The following is a 22,376-nucleotide window of genomic DNA, read 5'->3' as shown; positions in this document are numbered from 1 at the left end:
GAAGCGGCACGGCGATCGGCGCGACGTTCGAGGATCTCGCGGCGCTCGTCGACGGCGTGTCGAAGCCGCTGCGCAAACGCGTCGCCGTGTGTCTCGACACTTGTCACGCGTATTCCGCGGGCTACGATCTCGTGAACGACTACGACGGCGTGATGGCGAAGCTGCAGGACACGCTTGGCATGCAGCGGCTGCGGGTGATGCACCTCAACGACTCGAAGACGCCGTTCGCGTCGCGGCGCGACCGCCACGAGCTGATCGGCGAAGGATCGCTCGGCGACCGTGCGTTTCGCGCCATCATGAACGACGAGCGCCTTTCGCTCATTCCAAAGGTGATCGAGACGCCGAAGGGTGCCGACCCTACGGCGACCGATGCCCACATGCTGTCACGGCTGCGAAGCTATCGGTCGACGCAGTAGCGGCACGCCCTTCGACGCTGGCCGAGCGACCCCGTTGCTAGTGCTTGAGGTATCGGAACAGGCTACCACTGTTGTTCACGATCACCGTGTCGCCGCTGATCGAGAGTTGGGTGTCCCCGCCCCCGTCCCAGAACATGCGAAACGCGTTGCCGTCCGGCGCGCAGGCACCGCTGAACCTGGTGTCGAACAGGCGCCGATCGACCGTCTTCAGCTCGCGATAGGAAGTCGAGATCACGAACGCGCCGCTCGATTGCAAGGTCAGCGCGCCGTTCACGATTTCCGTCGGTGGAAGCGCGGCGTCGCTCGCCGCCTGCGGCGCATACGGCAATCGATGTCCGTCCACGCTCAGGAGCGTGTACTCGCTCGCCGCCGCGCCGAACAGATTTGATTGGCCGGATTGCGTCGCCACAACGGGCGCTGGCGCCGGCGCGCTGCTCGCTCCGCCGCTCGCTCCGCCGCTCGCACAGCCGATGACCGAAATGCACGCGGCAGCTGCGATGCCCAGTTTCTGCCACATACGACCTCCGAGAGTAGAAATGTCATCCATTCATGTCATTTTCGGAGCGTTTCGAGCGTCCTCATTTCCCCGATTTGTGTCGGTGTGTCACCCGACACGGGTCGTGTGTTCCGCCGAGGATTCGCCCTCCCTCGTACCGCCGTAATGACGTGACGGCAAATGTGAAGGCCCTGTCCGCGATTCTTTGTGGCGGCCGTGTCGTTGGTGCTGACGATGTTTCCTTTACGACATATCGGTGAAACTTCCCAACCAAATCCGCCTGTAGTCTGTCCAATGGCGTTGACCGGACGGCCGGTACACCGGGGCAACCTCCACCAGCAGACTCGACATTCGGATGATTCGATTGGCGGTTGGCGTCACGCTCGTGCTTCTGGCGCAGTCCGAGGCGCACTCGCAGGAATACAGCAATCGCACGCCTCCCCCTCCCAGCGGAGCCCGTCGTCCGGTTCCACTGCCCACGGACTCCAGCGCGTTCGCGGTTCGCGCGGAAGCGCCGCCCGTCATCGACGGCAAGGACGACGACGTCGTGTGGCGCGCGGCGCCGCCGATCACGGCGTTCCAGCAGTGGCAGCCGACCGAAGGAAAAGAGCCCCGTTTCCGAACCGAAGCAAAGGTCGCCTACGACGCGGCGAATCTGTTCGTGTTCGTGCGCGCCTTCGATCCGCACCCGGACAGCATCATCAAGATCCTCGAGCGGCGCGATACGTACACGCCGTCGGACATGATTTGGCTGTTCATCGACTCGTATCACGACCGGCGGACCGGATTCGAGTTCGGGGTGAACGCCGCGGGCGTGAAGATCGATCAGGCGATCTACGACGACGGCAACGAAGACAGCGCATGGGACGGCGTCTGGGACGTCGCGACGCGAATCGACTCGCTCGGATGGACGGCGGAGTTCCGCATTCCGCTGTCCCAGCTGCGGTATGGCCGCGACAAGAGCCACACGTTCGGCTTCACGGTCGATCGCGACCTCTATCGCTTCAACGAGCGATACAGCTGGCCGATCTTTCGCCAATCGAAGACCGGCTTCGTCTCGCAATTCGGATCGCTCGCCGGCCTCGATGACCTCGAGGCGCCGCGCCGACTCGAGGCGATGCCGTACGTCGTGACGAAAAACGCCGCGCACATCACGGACAACCGCTACGGCACGAAATCGCAGGCAACCGTCGGTGGCGATCTCAAATATCGCGTCGCGTCGAACCTGACGCTCGATGCGACGATCAATCCGGATTTCGGGCAGGTCGAGGCCGACCCCGCGGTGCTCAATCTCTCGGCGTACGAATCGTTCTTCGACGAGCGCCGGCCGTTCTTCGTCGCCGGGCGAGGGTTGTTCCGTTTCGACGTGAACTGCAGCCAGGTGAACTGCAGCAGCGAGGGACTGTACTACAGCCGCCGCATCGGCCGTACGCCGCAACTGGCGGGCACGTACGGCGACACCGTCCCGCAGGCGCCGACGACGATCCTCGGCGCCGCCAAGCTACTGGGGCGATTCCCCAGCGGGCTCACCTTCGGCGTGCTCGACGCAACCACGGGCCGCGCGTCCAGCCAGGGCGATACGACGTACGAGCCGGCGACGAACTACGCCGTCGCGCGCGCGAAGCAGGATTTCCGGAACGGCAACAGCTCCATCGGCGGCATCCTCACCGCGGTGAACCGAGAGCTCGACCATTGGACCTCGCCGTTCCTGTCGTCGAGCGCGTACGCGGCGGCGCTGGACTTCCATCATCGGATGTTCGCGAACCGCTACGAGCTGAGCGCGACCTTCGACAAGAGCCGAGTCGACGGAAGCGCCGCACAGATCCTCGCGCTGCAAACCGACGCGGTGCACTACTACCAGCGGCCCGACGCGAGCCTGCCGCTCGACTCGAACCGCACGACGCTCGACGGCGACGCCGAAGAAGTGCATTTCGGCAAGGTCGCCGGACAGAATCTCATGTTCGAGACGTCGTACCTGCGCCGCTCCGCCGGGTTCGAGGTGAACGATCTGGGCTATCTGCGCCGCGCCGACCAACAGTCGTGGAACAACTGGTTCGGCTTCTTCGACCGGAAGCAGCGCACGTTCACGAATCGCATCCAGTGGAACAACAACTGGTGGCAGTATTGGACCACCGACGGCCTTCCGCTCGAGGCCGCGTACAACACGAACACCCACATCACGCTCCGCAACAACATGGGCGTGCACTTCGGCGGCACACTCGGCCAGCTCGGCACCACATACGACGACCGTTCCTCGCGCGGTGGCCCCGCGGTGCGACAGGACGGCTACCTCGCGCCGTGGATGTTCCTCAACGGTGACGACAAGAAGTCGATCGTCCCGTATTTCAACGCGAACTGGTTCGTGGGCTCCGGCGGACGGAGTCATTCATGGAACGCGGGCCCCGAGATCGACTACAAGGTGCACGGCCGTTTCAGCTCGGCGTTCTCGGTCAACTACGCGCGCAACAGGTCGGACAATCAGTGGTACGGCAACTTCACCGATTCGGTGAAGGCGACGCACTACACCTTCGCGCATCTCAACCAGACGACCACGTCGGCGACGATTCGGTTGAACTACACGTTCTCGCCGAACGTCTCGCTCCAGGCGTACACGCAGCCGTTCATCTCGAAGGGCACCTACTCGAACATCCGGCAACTATCGAGCACGCCGAGAGCCGCCGACTACGACGATCGGTACGCGGCGTACGGCGACACGTCGGTCACGAACAATCCGGGCGGCTTCAACTTCAAGGAGTTCCAGTCGAACCTCGTGTTCCGCTGGGAGTACCGGCCGGGATCGACGCTCTTTCTCGTCTGGAATGAGGGGCGCCAGGGATCGCTCCCGACGCAAGGCGCGCGGGACTTCTCCGGCGATGTCCAGGACTTGATGCGGTTGCATCCGGCGAACACGTTCTTGGTGAAGCTGTCCTACTGGCTGAATCGCTGAGCGACCGCGCCGCCTCCGAGATCATCGCGCCGGCCGAACGCCGGCGCGATTTCTTTCCGCGAGGCTCCTCATGTCGTTCAGACAACTCTGCAAGCCGCGCACGGCCGTGTTCGTCCTGGTCGTCGCCTCCGCCGCCGCGCCGTGTCTCGCGCTCTCGCAATCGATTCCTGGCGCCGTGATGGCGCAGCGAGAGCCGCACCACCATCTCGTCTACGAGGACTCGGTGATTCGGGTGCTGCGCGTGCGCGTTCCAGCTCACGACACGACGCTGCTGCACGAGCACGACCCCGACTATTTCTGGATTTCGCTCGGACCGAGCACGCTGGTCAACGTGCGGCCGGGCAACCCCGACGCCACGGTCGCGTCCGCCGACCTCGCGTTCCACTACAGTTTTGGAAAATTCGCTCACATCGCCCGCAATCCCGGCAATGCGCCGTTCGACAATATCACCGTCGAGCTGCTCGAACCGCAGACCGGCGTCCGCAACCTCTGCGAGGCGGCTGTCTCGGAAAAGCCGCTCGACTGCCACCAGTCGTCGACCGGCCAGAAGGCTCGTTTCTCCGGCGGGAGGGAACATCCCGCGTTCGTCACGGACGAGATCACGGTAAGCCTCCACGAAATCGACCCGGGCGGCACATTGCGGCCGAGCGCCGGCGCGAAGGGGGGGGCGGCTTGGGTGATCGCGCTCGATTCCGCGGACGCAAAACAGAAGCTCGTGGTGGGTGGCGGCCCGAGATGGGTGGGAGGGACCTTTCGCGCGGCAAAGGGCCAGGCGTGGGTGCTGAGCAACATGAGCGACGGAGTGATTCGGGTCATCAGCGTCGTCAGGAACTGAACGGCGAGCTGTAGTGCGGGTACCTTCCGTGTGATGTCGCGGCGATGTGCGAATCGCCGTGGCGAAATACGCGGGCGTGCCGATGGAGAAGGTCATGCTCACGGTTCAGAAATACGGCAACATGAGCGCGGCGACCGTCCCCGTGGCGCTCGTCGAAGCGCTCGAAGCGGGTCGTGTGACGCCAGGCTCGTTCTTGATGCCGGCTTCGGCGGCTGCCGACGGCCTCGAAGCCGGCGCTCGAGATGGTCAACGAGATTCGAGCGACGCAGGACCCGCACGGACGATCGGCCGCGGGACTCGCGCAGCCGGTCTGACGCAAACTATCCGCGCGGAGTCGGCGCGGGCGGAGCGACAAACCTCGACGATTTGCGCTCGTACGCATGGGCGAGCGCGAGCAACCGCGCGTCGCGTCCGGGCAGTCCGACGAAAGAAATGTTTCCGGCGGGCATACCATCCGCGCCCAGCCCAGTCGGCACCGACACCTCGGGCAGTCCCATCCAGTTTCCATAGCCGAGTGTCGTGCGAACGTCCGGCCAAGGATCCACGGCGCGCGGCGCGGGGAATGGCATCGTCGGATAGACCATCGCGTCGATCCGCTGCTCGCGGAACGTCGCCGCCAGTTGCGCGACGGCTGCCTCCCGCGATCGCGCGAATGACACGCCGGCCGGATCGCGCTCATACGGCTGATCGATGAGCCGAGCCATGTCCGCCCATTCTTTCGGCAGGACATCGTAAAAGGCGCGGTAGGGCGCGAGGCCGCGCTCGACGTCCGCTCGCGCGTCGCCGCCGTGCGTCTGGAAATATCTGTACAGCGCGTTCGCTGTCGCCGCCGGTGAGTCTGCGTTCGGCGTCACGTCGCTTCGATCCTTCGCCAGCCGCGCGAAGAGATCGCGGACGTTGGCGCGCGTTACGGTCGGCGCGCACGACTCGACTACCGCGCCCGCCGCTCGCAGATCCGCGACCGCCCGGTCGAACACAGCCAACGATTCGGCGCTCATCTGCGCGCGCGGCACGTGCGCGTCGACGAGGCCGAGTCGAGCACCGGACAGCGCGTCGTCGTCTAGTGCAGCGAGCGCGCCGCGCGTCCACGGCGCGGTGAGGGCCAATCCGTCGGACGCGTCGGGCCCGGCGATCGCGTCGAGCAGCAACGCGGCGTCGGCGACGTGCCGCGCGAGCGGGCCGTGCGTGTCGAGGTACGGCCATGTCGGTATGACGCCCGTCCGCGGCACGAGCCCGAACGTTGGCTTCATGCCGACGATCCCGCAGAATTGCGCCGGAATCCGATTCGACCCGCCGTCGTCGGTGCCGAGCGCCGCGAACGCGATGCCGCATGCGACCGAAACTGCCGACCCCGCGCTCGAACCGCCCGGAGTCTTCACGCCCGCGGGATCGTACGGATTGCGCACCTGTCCCGTGAGCGAGCTCGTGCCGTTGCCGTGATACGCGAAATCATCGGCGGCGGTCTTCCCGAGGACGATCGCGCCCGCGGCTCGCATTCGCGCCACTTCGATCGCATCGCTCGTGACAGCGCCCGGAAACAGCCGCGCCCACGCGGCGCTGGACCCGGTCGTGGGCAGGCCGTTCATGTCGTAGATCGCCTTCGCGAAGACAGGAACGCCGTCGAGCGGGCCGCGAAGGGAGCCGCTCCGGGCACGCGCGTCCGAAGCGCGTGCGTCGTCCAACGCCGTCGGCGACAGCTCATCGATCGCCCGCAGCCAGCCGTTCAGAGCGTTTGCCCGGTCGAGCGCCTGCTTCGTCACCTCGGCCGCGCTCCAATCGCGCCGCGCGCGGCCCGCCTGGTACTCGACGATTGTGCCGGCGAGAGGATCGGCGAGGCGCTCGGGCCATCGAACGAGCGGGATGGCGAGCAGCGCGCTCAGTTCGACGAGGGCCTCCCGACGGGTGGGTGACATCGGGCAAAAGATGGTGGACGGGTCGACAGCTGGACAGGTGGACGGTGGACGGTCGAACGCGTCGTAGGTGTCGATGTGCGGGCGACCGGCTGGCAGCGGGCGAAAAAAGTCTGCAGCTTATCGCCACCCTTTTCTCTGCCGATGAGCCGAAAAACCATCTCGTTCGTTGCCTGCGCGGCCGCACTTGCCTCGATGACGGCTCGCGCGCAGACCGCGCCCGTCACGCTGACGCGCCTTCAGTGCGGGACCAACGCCGCGCCGACCGACGTCGGCCAGCGGTTCTCCGACACCTATGCCTACAACGGTCTCATGGTGCAGCTGACGTTCAGTTGCTACCTGATCGGGCACGGCAAAGACTATTTGATCTGGGACACCGGCAACCCCGTTGGAACGACGGCGACGGCTCCCAAGACGACCCTCACCGACCTCCTCGCGCAACTCGAGGTGACGCCGGCGCAGGTCAAATACGTTGCGATCAGCCACTACCACGGCGATCACACTGGGCAAGCGAGACAATTTCCGCACGCGACGCTGTTGATCGGCAAAGGCGACTGGGACGTCGTCACCGATCCCAAGCCCGCCACGCCGATGGACGCCGCGATCTTCGCCCCGTGGACCACCGGCGGTGGGAAAGTCGAGCCGGTGGTTGGCGACAGGGATGTCTTCGGCGACGGGAGCGTAATCATGCTGAGTACGCCAGGCCACACGCCGGGGCATCACAGTCTGCTCGTGAAACTCAAGGAAACCGGCAACGTCCTCATCACCGGCGACCTTGCGCACTTCCGAGAGAATTACGAGGGGAACGGCGTACCGACGTTCAACACCGACCGCGCGCAGACGATCGCATCGCTCGATCGGTTCAAGAAGTTGGCGGCGAATCTGAGGGCGACGGTGATCATTCAGCACGACCAACGGGACGTGGAGAAGGTCAAGGGCACTCTTCGGTAAACGCACCCGCCGCGCTGGCGGCGTTCGCCGGCCGTGGCGTCTCGAGTCGTTTTGCTTCTGGCCGTCCGGCCTCCCCGTCTCGTAGATTTCCGCCGTGTCTGACCTCCAGTCCCAGCTCCAGTCGACGTTGAGTGGAGCCTACACGCTCGAGCGAGAGCTCGGCGGCGGCGGGATGTCACGCGTCTTCGTAGCCGACGAAATCCGGCTCGGACGCAAGGTCGTGGTCAAGGTACTGTCGCCCGAGCTCGCCGCCGGCATCAGCGCCGAACGATTCGAGCGCGAGATCCGGATGGCGGCGTCGCTCCAGCAGGCGAACATCGTTCCGGTGCTGGCGACGGGCGACACGAACGGCCTGCCGTATTACACGATGCCGTTCGTCGAAGGCGAATCGCTGCGGCGGCGGATGACGAAGCAGCCGCCGCTGTCGATGACGGACACTCTGCGCATCCTCGGCGACGTTGCCCGCGCGCTCCAGTACGCGCACGAACGCGGGATCGTCCACCGCGACATCAAGCCGGACAACGTTCTCCTGTCGGGCGGCACGGCGGTCGTCACCGATTTCGGCATCGCCAAGGCGTTGAGCGACTCGCGCACCGGCAGCCGCGAAAGCCAAGCGACGCTCACGCAGCTCGGCACCTCGATCGGAACGCCCGCCTATATGGCGCCGGAGCAGGCCGCCGGCGATCCGGACGTCGACCATCGCGCCGACATTTACGCGTTCGGTTGCATGGCGTTCGAGTTGCTCGCCGGCGAGCCGCCGTTTCACGGCCGCACACCTGCCCGAGTCCTCGCGGCCCACATGGGCGAGCCTCCGCGACCGGTCGCCGAATTGCGACCCGAGGCTCCGGCGGCGCTCAGCGACCTGGTGATGCGGTGCCTGGCGAAGGACGCCAAGGACCGCCCGCAGAGCGCCTCCGACATCATCGCCACGCTCAATGGCGTGACGAGCGGCAGCGGGATGCAGGCGATGCCGTCGGTGCTCATGAACGGTCCGGCCGCCTTTCGACGCGCGCTGCTCATGTATGTGGTGGCGGTGGTCGCGGTGGCGGCGATCGCGAAAGCGGCGACGGTCACGATCGGACTGCCGACGTGGGTGCTCCCCGGCGCGCTGGTCATCATGGCGCTCGGCCTGCCGGTGATCCTGTTCACGGGCTACGTACAATCGGTGGCACGGCGCGCCATCACCGCGACTCCGTCACTCACGCCGGGCGGCGGACCAGTGCCGCACGGTACGATGGCCACGATCGCGCTCAAGGCGAGCCCGCACGTGTCGTGGAAGCGCACGACGCGAGGAGGCATCTACGCCGTCGTCGCATTCGTCGCGCTCATTATCGCGTTCATGGTGATGCGCGCATTCGGCGTCGGTCCGGTCGGTTCCCTGTTCGCCGCCGGAAAGCTCAACCAGCGCGACGTGGTGCTCGTTTCCGATTTCGGCGTGAGCCGCGCCGACTCGAGCGTCGGGAGCGTCGTCGCCGAAGGAGTGCGCGCGAATCTGGCCGAATCGCCATCGATCAAGCTGTTCAATCCGGCCAACGTCGCCGCCGCGCTGAAGCGGATGCAGTTGCCGCCGACGTCGAAGCTCGACGTCGCGCTCGCGCGACAGCTGGCGCAGCGCGAGGGGGTCAAGGCGATCGTGACCGGCGACGTCACCGGTCTGGGCGGCGGATTCGTCATTGCGCTGCGGCTCGTCGCGTCCGATTCCGGCACCGTGCTCGCCTCGTTTCAGACGACGGTCGACGGCCCGAGCAAGCTGGTGAACGGTGTCGACGACGTTACGCGCAGGCTGCGCGGCAAGATCGGCGAGTCGCTCAAGAGCGTGCAAGCGAGTCCGTCTCTGGAGCAAGTGACGACGTCGTCGTTCGACGCGCTCAAAGCGTATACCGAGGGCAATCGGGCGTTCGACATCGAGCACGATTTCACCAAGGCGATTCCGCTGCTTCGCCGCGCCGTCACGATTGATACCGGGTTTGCAACCGCGTGGCGCAAGCTCGGTACGGCGATGTCCAACAACTTCTATCCGGCGTCGGCTGTGGACTCCGCCATCACCAAGGCGTACCAGCTGCGCGCGCGGTTGTCGGACAACGAACGATATCTGACCGAGGCATACTACTTCCAACGCGGTCCCGGCCACGATCGACAACGAGCCATCGCCGCGTACCAGGCGCTGATCGATCGGGGCGACACCGCCTACGCGGCGAACAATCTCGGCGTGGCGCTCGTATCGATGCGCGAATTCGCGAAGGCGGAATCCCTCTTCCGGCTGTCGACACGCATCAGCCCGGACAACTCGATTCCGCTGCCGAACCTGGTCAACATGGCGATTGACCAAGGCAAAGCCGCACTGCTGGATTCCTTGGTCGCACAGGAAGCGAAACGGATTTCGAACAGCGGGGCGTACGCGTACGGCCTGTACCTCGTGGCCTACAGTGCTGGTCAATACGAGCGCGCGGGCCACATTCTGGACAGCGTCAACGCCGCGTCGCGCTCCGTTGACGTGCGGGCCAGCGCGACCTACCTCTCCTCAGAGCTGCTGGCGGTGAACGGCCGACTGAGTGAGGCCGAACGACGCTATCACGAATCCGCGGCTCTCTCCGCGCAATCGGGAAGCGCTACCATGCCGATCTCCGACTCGATCACCATGGCGGCGTACGACTCCTGGCTCAGGAATCAGCCGCAGCGGGCCGCGGCGCGCCTCGACGCGGCCCTCGCCGCGCGTCCGCTCGCCAGTTACGCCGAGAGCGATCGCCCGTACACGTCGCTTGCCATCAACTACGCCGTTGCGGGCAGGCCCGATCGCGCGCGGGCCATTCTCGCCCAGCTCGCACAGATCAAGGACACGGCGCTTCTCCGAAGCACGCAGCCCGCCATTCACGCCGCGTTAGGCGAGATCGCGCTGGCAGAAAAGCGCTACGCCGACGCGATTCGCGAGTTTCAGCGGGCCGACACGGCCTCGGACGGTCATCCCGCGACCGAAAACCCGGTGACCGTTCATTTCAACCTCGGCCGCGCGTACGACCTGGCGAACAAGCCCGATTCGGCGATCGCCGAGCTGGAGACTTTCCTGCGCGTTCCGTACGACGGCCGTTACGACGACGACTGGGTCGGCCTTGCCGGCGCGCACAAGCGACTCGGCGAGTTGTACGACGCGAAAGGCGACCGCGAGAAAGCGATCTCGCATCTTTCCAAGTTCGTCGAGTTGTGGAAGAACGCCGATCCCGAACTGCAGCCGTCGGTCGCCGATGCGAAGCGGCGGCTCGCCAAGCTTCAGGCGGGCGGAAAGAGCTAGTGACCTCTCGACTACACGAGGATCTCATGATTCGCGTCGCACTCGTCGCCGTGCTGTGCGCCACGGCGGTTCACGCCCAGGATCGGACGATGCCGCCCGAAGCCGAGCGACAGCTCGCCCGCTCGATCCACAAAGAGATGATCGAGATCAAGTCGGGCTACACGACGGGCGCGACGACGCCGGTCGCCGAAGCGGTGGCCAAGCGTCTCAAAGCGGCCGGCTTTCCGGCGGCCGACATCTTCGTCGGCGGCGCGAGTCCGAACAAAGCGAATCTCGTCGTGCGATTTCGCGGAACCGGGCGTCGAAAGCCGATTCTGCTCCTCGCGCACACCGACGTCGTCGAAGCGAAGCGCGAAGACTGGACGATGGATCCGTTCGTGCTCACCGAAAAGGACGGCTACTTCTATGGCCGCGGCGTCGGCGACGACAAGGCGCAGGCCGCGGTGTGGATCGCGAATCTCATTCGCTACAAGCGCGAAGGGTTCAAGCCCGACCGTGACATCATCGTCGCGCTGACCGCCGATGAAGAGGGCGGCGGACCCTACAACGGCGTCCAATGGCTGCTCAAGAACAAGCGCGACTTGATCGATGCCGAGTTGTGCCTGAACGAGGGAGGCTGGGGCGAGGCCGTCGCGGGCACGCGCGTGGCGAACGATCTGCAGGTGAGCGAGAAGTACGTGGTCAATTATCGGCTCGAGGTGCACAACAAGGGTGGACACAGCTCGCTGCCCGTCGCCGACAACGCGATCTATCACCTCGCCGGCGCCCTCGATCGTCTCTCGAAATTCGGATTCCCGCTCAAGACCAACGAGGTGACGCGCGAATACTTCCGCGCGCTGTCGACCATCGAGAAGGGACCGATTCGCACCGATCTCGCCGCTGTGGCCAAAGGAGACGCAGCCGCGATGCCGCGTGTCGCCGCCGCATCCACCGCGTGGAACGCCACGCTCCGCACGACATGCGTCGCGACGCAGCTCGAGGGCGGCCACGCCAAGAATGCGCTGCCGCAGCTCGCCGCGGCGAACGTCAACTGCCGTGTGCAGCCCGACGATTCGATCGGCTACGTGACGGCGACCCTCAAGCGCATCATCGGCGATACCGCCGTTTCGCTCACGATCGACGGCACGCCGATCCACGGGCCGGCGTCGCCGATGCGGCAGGATCTCTTGGCCGCCGTCTCCGGCGTGACGACGCAACTTTGGCCGGGCGTCCAGACCGTTCCGATGATGGTCATGGGAGCCACCGACGGCGCGTATTTGCGCTCGGCCGGCATTCCGACGTACGGAATTCAGGGATTCTTCTACGACCGCGACGACATTCGCTTCCACGGCCGCGACGAGCGGCTCAAAGTGGAGTCGTTCTATCAAGGACAGACGTTCCTGTACGAATTGGTGAAACGGATGACTGGAGGGCCATCCGTTTAGAACTGCCCAACGGCGCTGACTGCCCAACGGCGCCGACTTCCAAACGACGCGAACTCCCCAACGACGCGAACTCCCCAACGACGCCAACTTCCCAACCACGCCGACTTCCCGACGACGCCAACGTCGCAAACTTGCCTCGAGATCCGGTGGCGTGGGAACGGTGTTGCTCGGATGGCAACGGTGATGCACCCTGGCGTCGGGCGACCCATGCTACGGCATGGGCGATCATCGAAACTTGAACGTCTTGGAGGCGGCCAGGCTCGTTGCCGACGAGATCAATCGTTTGCTCGACTCGACGCCTCGGGTCCTCCACGCCGAGCGCCTACGGGGATCGTCGCAGGCAATCTCGGCGAACATCAGCGAGGCGTTCGGCCGCGGGAAAGAAGGCGGCCGCGATCATTGGCTACGCGTGGCGCGGAGTGAGTCCGAGAAGACGATTCGGCACCTCCGGGCCAACTACGCGGCTGGGAGGATCAGGCGAAATCCTTTTTGGCCGCTGCGCGATCGCTTGGTCACCATCAGCAAGATGCTGAGCTCCCTACTCCGTACGTGACATCCAGAGGCCGCTACGCAGTTACCGTCGTTGGGACGTTGGCGCTCTTGGGACGGTGGCGGTGTTGGGGAGTTCGCGCTCTTTGGAAGTCAGCGCCGTTGGGAAGTTGGCGTCGTTGATTGCGCGCACACGCGATTCCCTCCCAATTTTGATCGTCTCAACCGCGCACGCCTTTGACTCGACGTCTCTTCCTCATCTACGCAGTCGCCGCACTCTCTTTCACGAGTGCTCGGGTGGCCGTCGCACTCCCCGGTCCGCGCTCATTCGCCGCGCATGCCGCCGGCGACTCGACGATCACGCTGCTCGGCTATCACACCAAGGCACCAGCCGGATGGTCGGTTCGTCCGCCTGCGTCGTCCTCCAGACTGGCGCAGTTCGTCGTGCAGGGTGCGGATGCGGCGAGCGACGCCGAGGTCGTCGTGTTTTTCTTCGGCACGTCGCAGGGCGGAAACGTCGAGGCAAACCTCGGCCGCTGGCGCAGCCAATTCTCGACGCCCGATGGATCCGCCGTCCCGGAGACGGTCACCCGCGATTCGTCCGGAACGTTTCCCGTGACGACGGCCGAGTTTCGCGGCACCTACCGGCGAGGAGTCGGCGCGGGTTCGGCGGACTCGGTGCGGACCGGCCAGACGCTCATCGCCGCGATCGTAGAAACGCCTCGCGGAACGCTGTTCATCCAGATGTTCGGCCCGTCAGCGACGGTCGCCGTCCACCGCGCCGAGTACGCGAGGTTCGTCAAGGAGCTCAAGTAGCGGTATCGTGGGAGGCAGTAATGCGGCGTCGAATCATCTACGACCCCGGTGAGCCCGTTGTGCTCCGCGAGTACCCCGTGGAGGCGCTCGCGGTTCTCGACCAATCGATACTCGAGTCGGCGGACATCCCTTCGATGATTCGCTACGACCGGGCCGGCGAGATCACGCAGCGGACGCATCTCCTCGTCCGTCGCGAGCATTTGAAGGAAGCGCAAGAAGTGCTCAGCGCTCCGGTTTCGCCGGTCGACGAGGATGCCGCGGAGGATTTCGACAAATGAGCGCTGGACCGAAGCGTTCGACACGTGTCGCCGTCACGCTGACACTCGCCTTCGTCGCCGCCGCACCGCGACTTCACGCACAATCCTCGACCGACCCACGCTTCGACGCGGTCGCGACCCTCGCCGAGGCGAAGATGAAGGAGTTCGGCGTGCCCGGCGTCGCACTCGGCATCATCTCGAACGGGGTCGTGACGACGCGCGGACTCGGCGTGACCAATGTCGAAGATCCGCTCCCCGTCACGCCGCACACGGTTTTTCCCATCGCCTCGATCTCGAAGACCTTCGCGGCGACGGCGATCATGCGGCTCGTCGAGCAGGGCAAGGTCGACCTTCGCGCGCCGGTTCGGACTTACCTGCCCGACTTCCGCGTGCGCGACTCCGCCGCGAGCCGGCAGGTCACGGTCTGGCACCTGCTCACGCATCTCGGCGGTTGGGAAGGACAAGTCGCCGGTCCCGATCGCGGCACGGAGACACTCAAGGATTTCGTCGAATCGCCGACGGTGACGGACCTGATGCAGGTCGCGCCGCCTGGCGCGGCATGGAGCTACAACAACGCAGGGTTCAGCATCGCTGGGCGAGTCATCGAGGTCGTCACCGGCCAACCGATCAACCGCGCGATTCACGATCTCGTCTTCCAGCCGCTCGGACTGGAGCACGCGGGCACGACCGCCGGCGAATTCATCGTGCAGCGGTTCGCGGCCGGACATTTCACGCGGAACGGAACCCCGACCCTGCAACGGCCGTTCGTACCGTCGTCGAGCGTCACGGCCGGCGGCGTCGGTCTGTGCATCACCGACATGATGACGTATGCTCGGTTTCACATGGGCGACGGCACCGCGCAGAACGGCGAGCGTGTCTTGAAGCGCGAGTCGCTCGAGCTCATGCGCGCGCCACAGCTGCGGAAGCAGAGCACCGACGACGACATCGGGATCGCCTGGCACCTCCGGCGCATGGGCGACATCCGCACGGCGTCCCATGGCGGCACGCTCGCCGGGCATATTCTCCTCCTGGAGATCGTCCCCGAGCGCAACTTCGCCATCTCCATCCTCACGAACTCGAACGTCGGCTGGCGGCTCATCCAAGACGTCGAGCGCGAGGCGCTCAAAGCGTACCTCGGCGCGACGTACGCGCGGAATCAGGCGATCGCCCACCGCGGGTTGGTGGAGACGCTGCCGAACGTGGAACCGCTCGCGCAGCAGCCCAATCCGGCGCCGTACATCGGGACGTACGCGCGGCCGACCAACACCGTGATCGTGCGCGCGGATGACAAGCAACTCATCGTCCAGGAGAAACAGAACAGCGGCCGCCTCGGCGCCGATATGCCGATCGCGTTCTTCGGTCCGGATCGCGCCGTCGTCACCGACGGAACGGAGCGCGGCCAGTCGATCGAGTTCGTGCGCGGCGCGAAGGGAGAGGTGCGCTGGATCCGCGTCGTCGGACGCGTCGCGGTGCGCATGCCGTGAGGTGAAGGCCACGCGCTCGAAACCGATCCGATGCTGGGAACGTAGGTCCGGATAGAGAGAGTGACCATTCGGGAAGAGCTGATCGACTGGAGCAAGGCATGAACAATGAGACGGCGTACATCGCCATCATGTCCGTCATTGGCGTCGTTGCCTTCGGGACGACGCTCAAATTCGTCCTGCGTTTGATCGAGCTCAGGCACGAGCGGCTGACCCGCAATCCGCCCGGCGCCCTGGTCGATCTCACCGCCCGCCTCGATCGAATCGAGAACGCGGTCGAGACGACCGCGCTCGAAGTGGAGCGAATCTCGGAAGCGAACCGTTTCATGGCGAAGTTGCTCGCCGAGCGAAACGCTGCTCCCGGCGCCGTGCCGTCGCCCGCCAAATCCGAGCGCGTGATCACGCCGCACTGAGCTCGCGGAACCTTCCCTCGAGTTCCATGAAGATGGTCTAGCGACCGAGCTGCTCCGCGCGCGCCACCGAGCGGTGCATGGCCAACGTCTTGCCCATTAAGGAATCAAGAACATGGGAGGACGCCATGAAACTCACGCGCCGAGTACGCTTCGCGACGCTACTGACCGTGGCTCCGCTGGTCCCGGCAGCTCTGCTGTGGTCGCACCATCGGGCCGAACAGGCCGCGATGCGGATCGAGGTCAGTCTCTCCGATCGCGAGCTGAAGGTGATTCAGGACGGAGAGGTCGTGCACAAATACGGGGTCGCCGTCGGCCGCCCCAGTCATCCGACGCCGACCGGACATTTTCGGACCGGCGACATCGATTGGAATCCGCAGTGGGTCCCGCCGCCAACCGGGTGGGCGCGCAATAAGCACTACGAAGCGCCCGGCGCGCCGAGCAACCCGATGCAAGGCGTGAAGATCTACTTCGAGGCGCCGTACTACTTCATCCACGGCACGAACGACCCCGAGTCGATCGGCGAGGCAGCGTCGCACGGCTGTATTCGCATGGCCCCTGACGACGCGATCAGCCTCGCTCATCAAATCGAGGACGCCGGCGGAAGTGTATCGATGGTGATCTACGATTGATCGTGCGGCTCGGCCTCATGACTGAGGCGGCCGCCGCGAGGCACTGAGTCCGCCCCGCGAGCGTTGGTCTGACGTCGGATATCCGACGTCAGGCCTCCGATTTCGAGCCCAGGATCTGGCTCCCCTAGCGAAGACAGACGCCCGAATGGCCGCGATCCCGCGCCGTTCGGGCGTCTGTTTTCGCTATTGCGAAACTTTCCGCCCCGCCCTAACGTCGTATGGGTAACCCATAGGACCCCCGGATGCCCGACAAGCTCGACGTCAAGCAGGGCACGCTCGCCCTCATGATCCTCAAAACTCTCGAGTCCCTCGGCGCGCTCCACGGTTACGGCATCGCGCGCCGAATCGAAGAGACGAGCGGGCATCGGCTCTCGCTCAACTACGGCACGCTCTACCCCGCCCTGCTCAAGCTCGAGCAGGAGGGCGCCATCGTCGCCGAGTGGCGCCAATCCGAAAACAATCGCCGCGCGAAGTTCTATTCGCTGACGGCAGCCGGACGGAAGCAGCTGGCTCGCGAGACGCGCGACTGGCATGAGACCGCTGAACTGATCGCCGCTTTTCTCACGCCGCGCCGCGGCAGGGAGGCCTGATGGCCGTCGTCGGATGGATTCGTGTCGCGCTCGCTCGCGTCGCTGGATTCTTCAGCGGCTCGCGCCGCGACGACGATCTCCAGGAAGAGCTGCGCGCGCACGTCGAGATGGCGACCGCCGAGAACATTCGACGAGGGATGGATGCCGACGCCGCGCGCCGCGCGGCGATGTTGGAATCGGGCGGCGTCACGCAGGCCGCCGAAGCCGTGCGCGATCGTCGCGGTCTCCCGTGGCTGGACGGCATCGTCGCCGACGTGAAGTACGCCGCGCGGTCGCTTCGCCACAGCCGGGCCTTCACGTCCGTCGTGATCATCACGCTCGCTCTCGGGATCGGCGCGAACACCGCGATCTTCAGCGTCGTCCGCGCCGTGCTCCTCAAGCCTCTGCCGCATCGCGACGGCGACCGGCTGGTCTACCTCCGGCAGTCGATGGACGGGCCGGGCGGCGAGAACCTCAACTTTTCCGTTCCCGAGGTCACGGATTTTCGCGGCGGGGTGAAATCGCTCGGCGGCATCGCTGAATACTCGACGTGGACGATCACGATGCGCGGCGACCGCGAAGCGGAGCGAGTGAACGTCGGCCTCGTGACGGGAAACTACTTCGAGGTGATGGGTCTTTCGCCGATTCTCGGCAGAGTCACGCGTCCGAGTGACGACGGTCCGGGCGTACCAGCGGTGATGGTGCTGACGCACGAGTTCTGGATGAAGCGCTTCGGTGGCGACACGAGCATCGTCGGTAAGCAAATCAAGACCGAAACCGGATCGGCAACGGTGATCGGCGTGCTACAGCCGGCGCCGACCTTCCCCACCCGGATGGACGCGCTCATGAACATGGTGGTGAGCAAACACCACTTGAGCGCCCAGATGGTGCAAGGGCGCACGCACCGTATGACGGAGGTCGTCGCCCGGCTCGCGTCCGGCTCGAGCCTCGAGCAGGCGCGTACCGAAGTGAATGCCGTTTACGCGCGCATGCAGGGCGACCACAAGGACTCGTACGATCCGAACTCGCATTATCGCGTCGCCGTGATCCCGTTCAAGGTGGCACTCGGCGAACGAGCGCGCCTGACGCTGTGGCTCCTCATGGCGGCGGCCGCGTTCGTGCTCATCATCTCGGCCGCGAACGTGGTGAATCTCACGCTGATGCGGGGCGTTCGCCGCGAGCAGGAGCTCGTCGTGCGCGCCGCGCTCGGCGCCGGCGTCCTGCGCTTGCGACGGCTGATGGTCGTCGAGAATCTGCTGCTTACCCTCACGGGGGCCGCGCTTGGCGTCGTATTCGCCGTCGGCGGCGTGCGCCTCCTGACATCGCTCGCACAGCGCTACTCGACGCGCTCGAATGAAATCCGATTGGACTTCGCCGTCCTCGGCTTTGCCCTCGCGCTTTCCACGGGGGTGGCGCTGCTTCTCTCCTTCGTCGCCTCGCTGCCCAAGGAAGGCACGTTCGGCTCCTGGATCGCGGCGGGAGCTCGGCGCACGACGGGAGGAGTACGGCGTCAGCGACTGCAGCGCGGACTGGTCGTCGCGCAAATCGCGGTGTCGGTCGTGCTGCTCGCCGGTGCCGGCCTTCTCACGCGCACGATGGTCCAGCTGTCCGAAGTGAACACCGGTCTCAAGACGGAACAGGTGCTCGCCATTCCGGCGCAACTGCTTTCGCTTGGCGACGGCGATTTCTCGCGCGTCATGCAAGGCGACGCCGCGGCCAAGGAAGGTTACGACCGCATCTCTCGCGAGATCCGCGCGCTGCCGGGCGTTGTCGCGGTCGGCGTGGGCTCGACGATTCCGCTGCGCGGCGGAGATGTCGGTTTCGAGGTGAAGGCAGAAGGCAAGGTTCTCGCGGTCGGCGAAGCGGTCCCGCGCGCCGAGGTTCGCACGGCGGACCCTGAGTACTTCCACGCCGCCGGCATTCCCTTGTTGAAGGGACGTTCGTTCGCGGCAACCGACAGACGCGGCGCCGGCAGCGTGGTCGTCATCAACCAGGCGCTCGCCGACAAGCTGTTCCGCGGCCAGGATCCGGTGGGCAAGCGCGTCGCCTGGACCGGCGACGTGCTTCGCTTCACCCCATTCAGCGGCGATTGGCGCACGATCGTCGGCGTTGTCGGCAATACGCGTGACGGTGGCCTCGACGCCGAGTATCCGCCGGCCATGTACATGCCGTTCGCGCAGGAACTGGCCATCGGCGGCGGCATCGTGGTTCGAGCGGACAGCAACATCGCCGCGCTGACCGCGGCGGCGACGCGCATCGTCCGGGCAATCGCGCCGACCGTGCCGCTCGGCCAGGTGATGACCATCGCGGAGATCAAGTCGCAGGCGCTGTCACCGCGCCGGCTCAACGCGGCGCTGGTGTCGTCGTTTGGAATGCTCGCCGTGATCATCGCGGCCGTCGGGATCGCCGGTGTGCTCGCGTTCTCGGTCAGCGCGCGCACCAACGAGATCGGCGTTCGGATGAGCCTCGGCGCCGATTCCGGACGAGTGCAGCGCATGATTCTCGGCGAGGGTGGCGTGTTGCTCGTGAGCGGATTGGTGCTCGGCGTGGTCGGGGCGTTCTTCGGCGCGGGCGTCATGCGCGGACTGTTGTTCGGCGTAGCGCCTCACGATCCCGCGACCTTTGCCGGGGTGGCCTTGCTGATGTCGCTCATCGGCGTCGTCGCTTGCTGGATACCAGCTCTCCGCGCGGCGCGAATCGACCCCGCGATCGCCATGCGCGCCTAGACTTGAACGAGTCTGCATGCCCCTACTCTTCTCCTATGGAACGCTGCGCCAGGACGCGGTGCAGCTCTCTACGTTCGGTCGCCTGTTGGACGGCTTCCCTGACGACTTGGTCGGCTTCGAGCAGTCGATCTTCGAAGTCACTGATCCGAAATTCGTATCGACGAGCGGACGCGCGCGTCACGCCATCGTCACCTTCACCGGGCAAACCGAACATCGAGTTGCCGGCACGGCGTTCGAGGTGACGGACGACGAATTGGCGAAGGCCGACGCCTACGAACCGGCCGGCTACATTCGCATGCTCGCGCAGCTCGCGTCGGGCCGGCAGGCGTGGGTGTACGCCAAGGGGTCATGATCGGCGATTGAGGGCGACCTGGCACTTTGGCCGGGCCGGTGGGTACCCCCGCAATGCGAGCGCACTGGCCCTACTTACAGGCGTACTTCGTTCGCGGCGCTACGTGCTGGGTCGCGGCTCGCGCCGTGGCGGCCATCGTCGCGTTGTTCGCCAGCCTCCCTGCGCTGCCGGTGTCGACGGCCGCCGCGCTCGAGGCGGTGATCGTGAGCGTCGCCCTGGGCGTCGTCGACACGCTCCGCCGGCGTGAGATGGCGCTGATTGGGAATCTCGCAATTCACCCGGTGGTGTTCATCGGCGCGCTGGCGATGCCCGCCGCGGTCGGCGAGTTGAGCCTGCGGGCGATCGAGAGCGGCCTGCGATGACGTCTGTCCTCACCGCCGATTGCGTCGGGAAGTCGTTCGACGGCCGCCGCGTGCTGACGTCTGCGAGCTTGCGCGCCGTGGCCGGAGAGCTGCGCGTGATGCTCGGACGCAACGGCGTGGGGAAATCGACGCTGATCAAGATCGCCGCGGGACGCATCGCGCCCGACAGCGGCGTGGTGCATTGCGACGGACGCGTGCATCCGCGCGCCTCGCTGCGCCGGTTGGCGCTGCGAGGCGTGTTCTATTTGCCGGACCACGACCTGCTCTCGAATGCGTTCACCATTCGACGGCAACTCGAGATGATCCGGCGCCGGTTCGATGGCGGCGACGTGACTGCCGCCGTTGCGCGCATGGGCGTCCCCGGCGTACTCGACCGGCGTCCATTTCAGCTTTCCGGCGGAGAGTTGCGCCGCACCGAGATCGCGGCGGCGCTCGTACGCCGGCCCACGTGTCTCCTCGCCGACGAGCCGCTTCGCGGCATTCCACCGAAGGACGCCGAGGCGATCGTCGGTGTTCTGTCTGAGATGGCCGCGGATGGGGCGGCCGTCGTCATTACGGGGCACGAAGTATCCGCTCTCCTCGACGCGGCGGACCATGTCACCTGGTGCACGAGCGGAACGACATATGAGCTCGGTCCGCCGGCCATCGCGACGAAGCACGAGCAGTTTCGGCGGGACTATCTCGGCACGTGGTACCGGGCGAGCGGCTTATAATCCATACCGACCGACCGATATCCCGGGACTGTGATGACGAAAGCAAACGATTCCCCGAACGCGATCGTCGCGGAGATGCAGCTGTACTACTCGCGGCGAGCCGAGTGGTACGACTCGTCGATGGGCTACGACGATCCGGCGGTTGTCGCGGCGCTCGAGCCGGTCATCGAAGCGCTTCGTCAGGAGATGTATGGGCGAGCAGTGCTCGAAATCGCGTGCGGTCCCGGATTCTGGACCGAACGGGTGGCTCAGTCGGCGGCGACGATCGTCGCGTCGGATTACAACGACTCGGTGCTCGCCGTCGCGCGCGCCAAGGAGATCGACGCATCGCGCGTGTCGTTCGTTCGTGCCGACGCGTACGACCTCTCGTCGATTGGCGGAGAGTTCGACGGCGCGTTCGCGGTCGACTTCTTCGCCCACGTGCCGGCGTCGCGTGTCGCGGCGTTTCTCGAGGGATTGCATCGCCAGCTTCGTTCCGGCGCCCGGATCGCGTTTTGCGATCAGACTCCGTGGCCCGGGTCGGTAACCGCGCTTCGGGACGCAGAAGGCAATCATCTTCAGGAGCGCGCGCTGTCGGACGGCTCGCGGTACCGTGTCGTCAAGCATTTCTTCTCCGACGACGAGTTTCGCGCGACGTTCGCTCCATATTGCGGCGCCGTCGATATCCGACGCTTCCCGGAGCAGCGGCGCGTCCTCGTCTCATATTCGCTGAGCTGAACGCCGAATGGCCGCCGCCGTTCCGCTCGAAATTCGCACGCAGCGTTTGTACCTCCGACCTTGGCGTGCCGCGGACGCCGAGGCGCTGCACCCGATTCTCGTCGCCAACTACGAGCACCTCGCCCCGTGGATTCCGCCGCGCGTCGCGACGCCCTCGGTCGTTCCGCTGCTCGCCGATCGACTCGCGGCGTTCGGCACCGAGTTCGAGACCGATCGCGAGTGGCGGTTCGCCATGCTGACGAGCGACGAACGAACGCTGCTTGGCGAAATCGACCTCTTCCCTCGCTCGGCCGCTGGGCGCGTCGCGTTCGCCGACGCCGACCGCGCCGAGATCGGCTATTGGCTTCGCGCCGACGAAACGGGGCGCGGCCTCGCGACCGAGGCGGTGCGCGCGATCATCGACGTCGCGCGACGAACCGGGCGGTTCGCCCACCTCGAGATCCGGTGTGACGCTCGAAACGAGCCGAGCGCCGCCGTTCCCAAACGGCTGGGCTTCTCGCTCGCGACGACGATCGACGAGCCGTCCAAAAGCGCGGAGGGCGCCGCCGTCCAGCTGCAGGTCTGGACGCTGGACACACGCTGAGGCC

Annotated in this window: 21 protein-coding genes; 19 read left to right on the top strand and 2 right to left on the bottom strand. The window is 65.9% G+C overall.

The window, feature by feature from the left end:
- Positions 1 to 416, top strand: a 416-nt coding sequence (locus VGQ44_19555) for a deoxyribonuclease IV (GenBank protein ID HEV8449042.1), incomplete at its 5' end; no start/stop codon positions are given.
- Positions 417 to 453: 37 nt separating this feature from the next.
- Here the strand turns inward: VGQ44_19555 and VGQ44_19550 are convergent.
- The gene (locus tag VGQ44_19550) at positions 454 to 933 is read right to left on the bottom strand and encodes a hypothetical protein (GenBank protein HEV8449041.1); all 480 of its coding nucleotides are present in this window, start codon (positions 931 to 933) and stop codon (positions 454 to 456) included.
- 334 nt (positions 934 to 1,267) lie between these two features.
- On the opposite strand from VGQ44_19550, the gene VGQ44_19545 reads away from it, so the two are divergent.
- Both VGQ44_19545 and VGQ44_19540 read left to right on the top strand, forming a co-directional pair.
- Entirely contained in the window at positions 1,268 to 3,859 is a 2,592-nt protein-coding gene (locus VGQ44_19545; protein HEV8449040.1) for a DUF5916 domain-containing protein, read from the top strand.
- Between the two features lie 70 nt (positions 3,860 to 3,929).
- Positions 3,930 to 4,694: a hypothetical protein gene (locus VGQ44_19540; GenBank protein HEV8449039.1), complete on the top strand. Its 765-nt coding sequence runs from the start codon at positions 3,930 to 3,932 to the stop codon at positions 4,692 to 4,694.
- Positions 4,695 to 5,014: 320 nt separating this feature from the next.
- On the opposite strand, the gene VGQ44_19535 is transcribed toward VGQ44_19540, so the two are convergent.
- The gene (locus tag VGQ44_19535) at positions 5,015 to 6,607 is read right to left on the bottom strand and encodes an amidase (protein HEV8449038.1); all 1,593 of its coding nucleotides are present in this window, start codon (positions 6,605 to 6,607) and stop codon (positions 5,015 to 5,017) included.
- A 141-nt stretch (positions 6,608 to 6,748) separates the two neighbouring features.
- Between VGQ44_19535 and VGQ44_19530 the strand changes: the two genes are divergently transcribed.
- From VGQ44_19530 to VGQ44_19455, 16 genes are all read left to right on the top strand, one after another.
- Positions 6,749 to 7,555, top strand: a complete 807-nt coding sequence (locus VGQ44_19530; protein ID HEV8449037.1) for an N-acyl homoserine lactonase family protein — start codon at positions 6,749 to 6,751, stop codon at positions 7,553 to 7,555.
- A gap of 94 nt (positions 7,556 to 7,649) precedes the next feature.
- Positions 7,650 to 10,841, top strand: a complete 3,192-nt coding sequence (locus tag VGQ44_19525; protein ID HEV8449036.1) for a protein kinase — start codon at positions 7,650 to 7,652, stop codon at positions 10,839 to 10,841.
- Positions 10,754 to 12,265 (top strand): M20/M25/M40 family metallo-hydrolase, encoded by a 1,512-nt coding sequence (locus tag VGQ44_19520; GenBank protein ID HEV8449035.1) that lies wholly within the window; start codon positions 10,754 to 10,756, stop codon positions 12,263 to 12,265. The genes VGQ44_19525 and VGQ44_19520 overlap by 88 nt, the downstream gene beginning before the upstream one ends.
- A gap of 217 nt (positions 12,266 to 12,482) precedes the next feature.
- Positions 12,483 to 12,818: a four helix bundle protein gene (locus VGQ44_19515; GenBank protein HEV8449034.1), complete on the top strand. Its 336-nt coding sequence runs from the start codon at positions 12,483 to 12,485 to the stop codon at positions 12,816 to 12,818.
- Between the two features lie 233 nt (positions 12,819 to 13,051).
- A complete protein-coding gene (locus tag VGQ44_19510) occupies positions 13,052 to 13,570 on the top strand; it encodes a hypothetical protein (GenBank protein ID HEV8449033.1) in 519 nt (172 codons plus the stop codon).
- 20 nt (positions 13,571 to 13,590) lie between these two features.
- The gene (locus VGQ44_19505; GenBank protein ID HEV8449032.1) at positions 13,591 to 13,848 is read left to right on the top strand and encodes a hypothetical protein; all 258 of its coding nucleotides are present in this window, start codon (positions 13,591 to 13,593) and stop codon (positions 13,846 to 13,848) included.
- Positions 13,845 to 15,311, top strand: a complete 1,467-nt coding sequence (locus VGQ44_19500; protein ID HEV8449031.1) for a serine hydrolase domain-containing protein — start codon at positions 13,845 to 13,847, stop codon at positions 15,309 to 15,311. Before VGQ44_19505 ends, VGQ44_19500 begins: the two co-directional genes overlap by 4 nt.
- A gap of 98 nt (positions 15,312 to 15,409) precedes the next feature.
- Positions 15,410 to 15,721, top strand: a complete 312-nt coding sequence (locus VGQ44_19495) for a hypothetical protein (GenBank protein ID HEV8449030.1) — start codon at positions 15,410 to 15,412, stop codon at positions 15,719 to 15,721.
- Positions 15,722 to 15,846: 125 nt separating this feature from the next.
- A complete protein-coding gene (locus tag VGQ44_19490; GenBank protein HEV8449029.1) occupies positions 15,847 to 16,350 on the top strand; it encodes a L,D-transpeptidase in 504 nt (167 codons plus the stop codon).
- 242 nt (positions 16,351 to 16,592) lie between these two features.
- Positions 16,593 to 16,940, top strand: a complete 348-nt coding sequence (locus VGQ44_19485) for a PadR family transcriptional regulator (protein HEV8449028.1) — start codon at positions 16,593 to 16,595, stop codon at positions 16,938 to 16,940.
- Positions 16,940 to 19,645: an ABC transporter permease gene (locus VGQ44_19480; GenBank protein HEV8449027.1), complete on the top strand. Its 2,706-nt coding sequence runs from the start codon at positions 16,940 to 16,942 to the stop codon at positions 19,643 to 19,645. Before VGQ44_19485 ends, VGQ44_19480 begins: the two co-directional genes overlap by 1 nt.
- A 16-nt stretch (positions 19,646 to 19,661) precedes the next feature.
- Complete coding sequence (locus VGQ44_19475) at positions 19,662 to 19,997, top strand: gamma-glutamylcyclotransferase family protein (GenBank protein ID HEV8449026.1); 336 nt, start codon at positions 19,662 to 19,664, stop codon at positions 19,995 to 19,997.
- Positions 19,998 to 20,050: 53 nt separating this feature from the next.
- Positions 20,051 to 20,359: a hypothetical protein gene (locus VGQ44_19470; protein HEV8449025.1), complete on the top strand. Its 309-nt coding sequence runs from the start codon at positions 20,051 to 20,053 to the stop codon at positions 20,357 to 20,359.
- The gene (locus tag VGQ44_19465) at positions 20,356 to 21,072 is read left to right on the top strand and encodes an ATP-binding cassette domain-containing protein (protein HEV8449024.1); all 717 of its coding nucleotides are present in this window, start codon (positions 20,356 to 20,358) and stop codon (positions 21,070 to 21,072) included. Before VGQ44_19470 ends, VGQ44_19465 begins: the two co-directional genes overlap by 4 nt.
- Before the next feature lie 33 nt (positions 21,073 to 21,105).
- Positions 21,106 to 21,789, top strand: coding sequence for a class I SAM-dependent methyltransferase (locus VGQ44_19460; GenBank protein ID HEV8449023.1), 684 nt, complete (start codon positions 21,106 to 21,108; stop codon positions 21,787 to 21,789).
- A 7-nt stretch (positions 21,790 to 21,796) separates the two neighbouring features.
- Positions 21,797 to 22,372, top strand: a complete 576-nt coding sequence (locus VGQ44_19455) for a GNAT family N-acetyltransferase (protein ID HEV8449022.1) — start codon at positions 21,797 to 21,799, stop codon at positions 22,370 to 22,372.
- Positions 22,373 to 22,376 lie beyond the last annotated feature (4 nt).

Source organism: Gemmatimonadaceae bacterium, from assembly GCA_036003045.1.
Classification (GTDB): Bacteria; Gemmatimonadota; Gemmatimonadetes; order Gemmatimonadales; family Gemmatimonadaceae; genus JAQBQB01.
The sequence above is the reverse complement of the archived record's forward strand: the minus strand, read 5'-3'. Positions and strand labels throughout refer to the sequence as shown.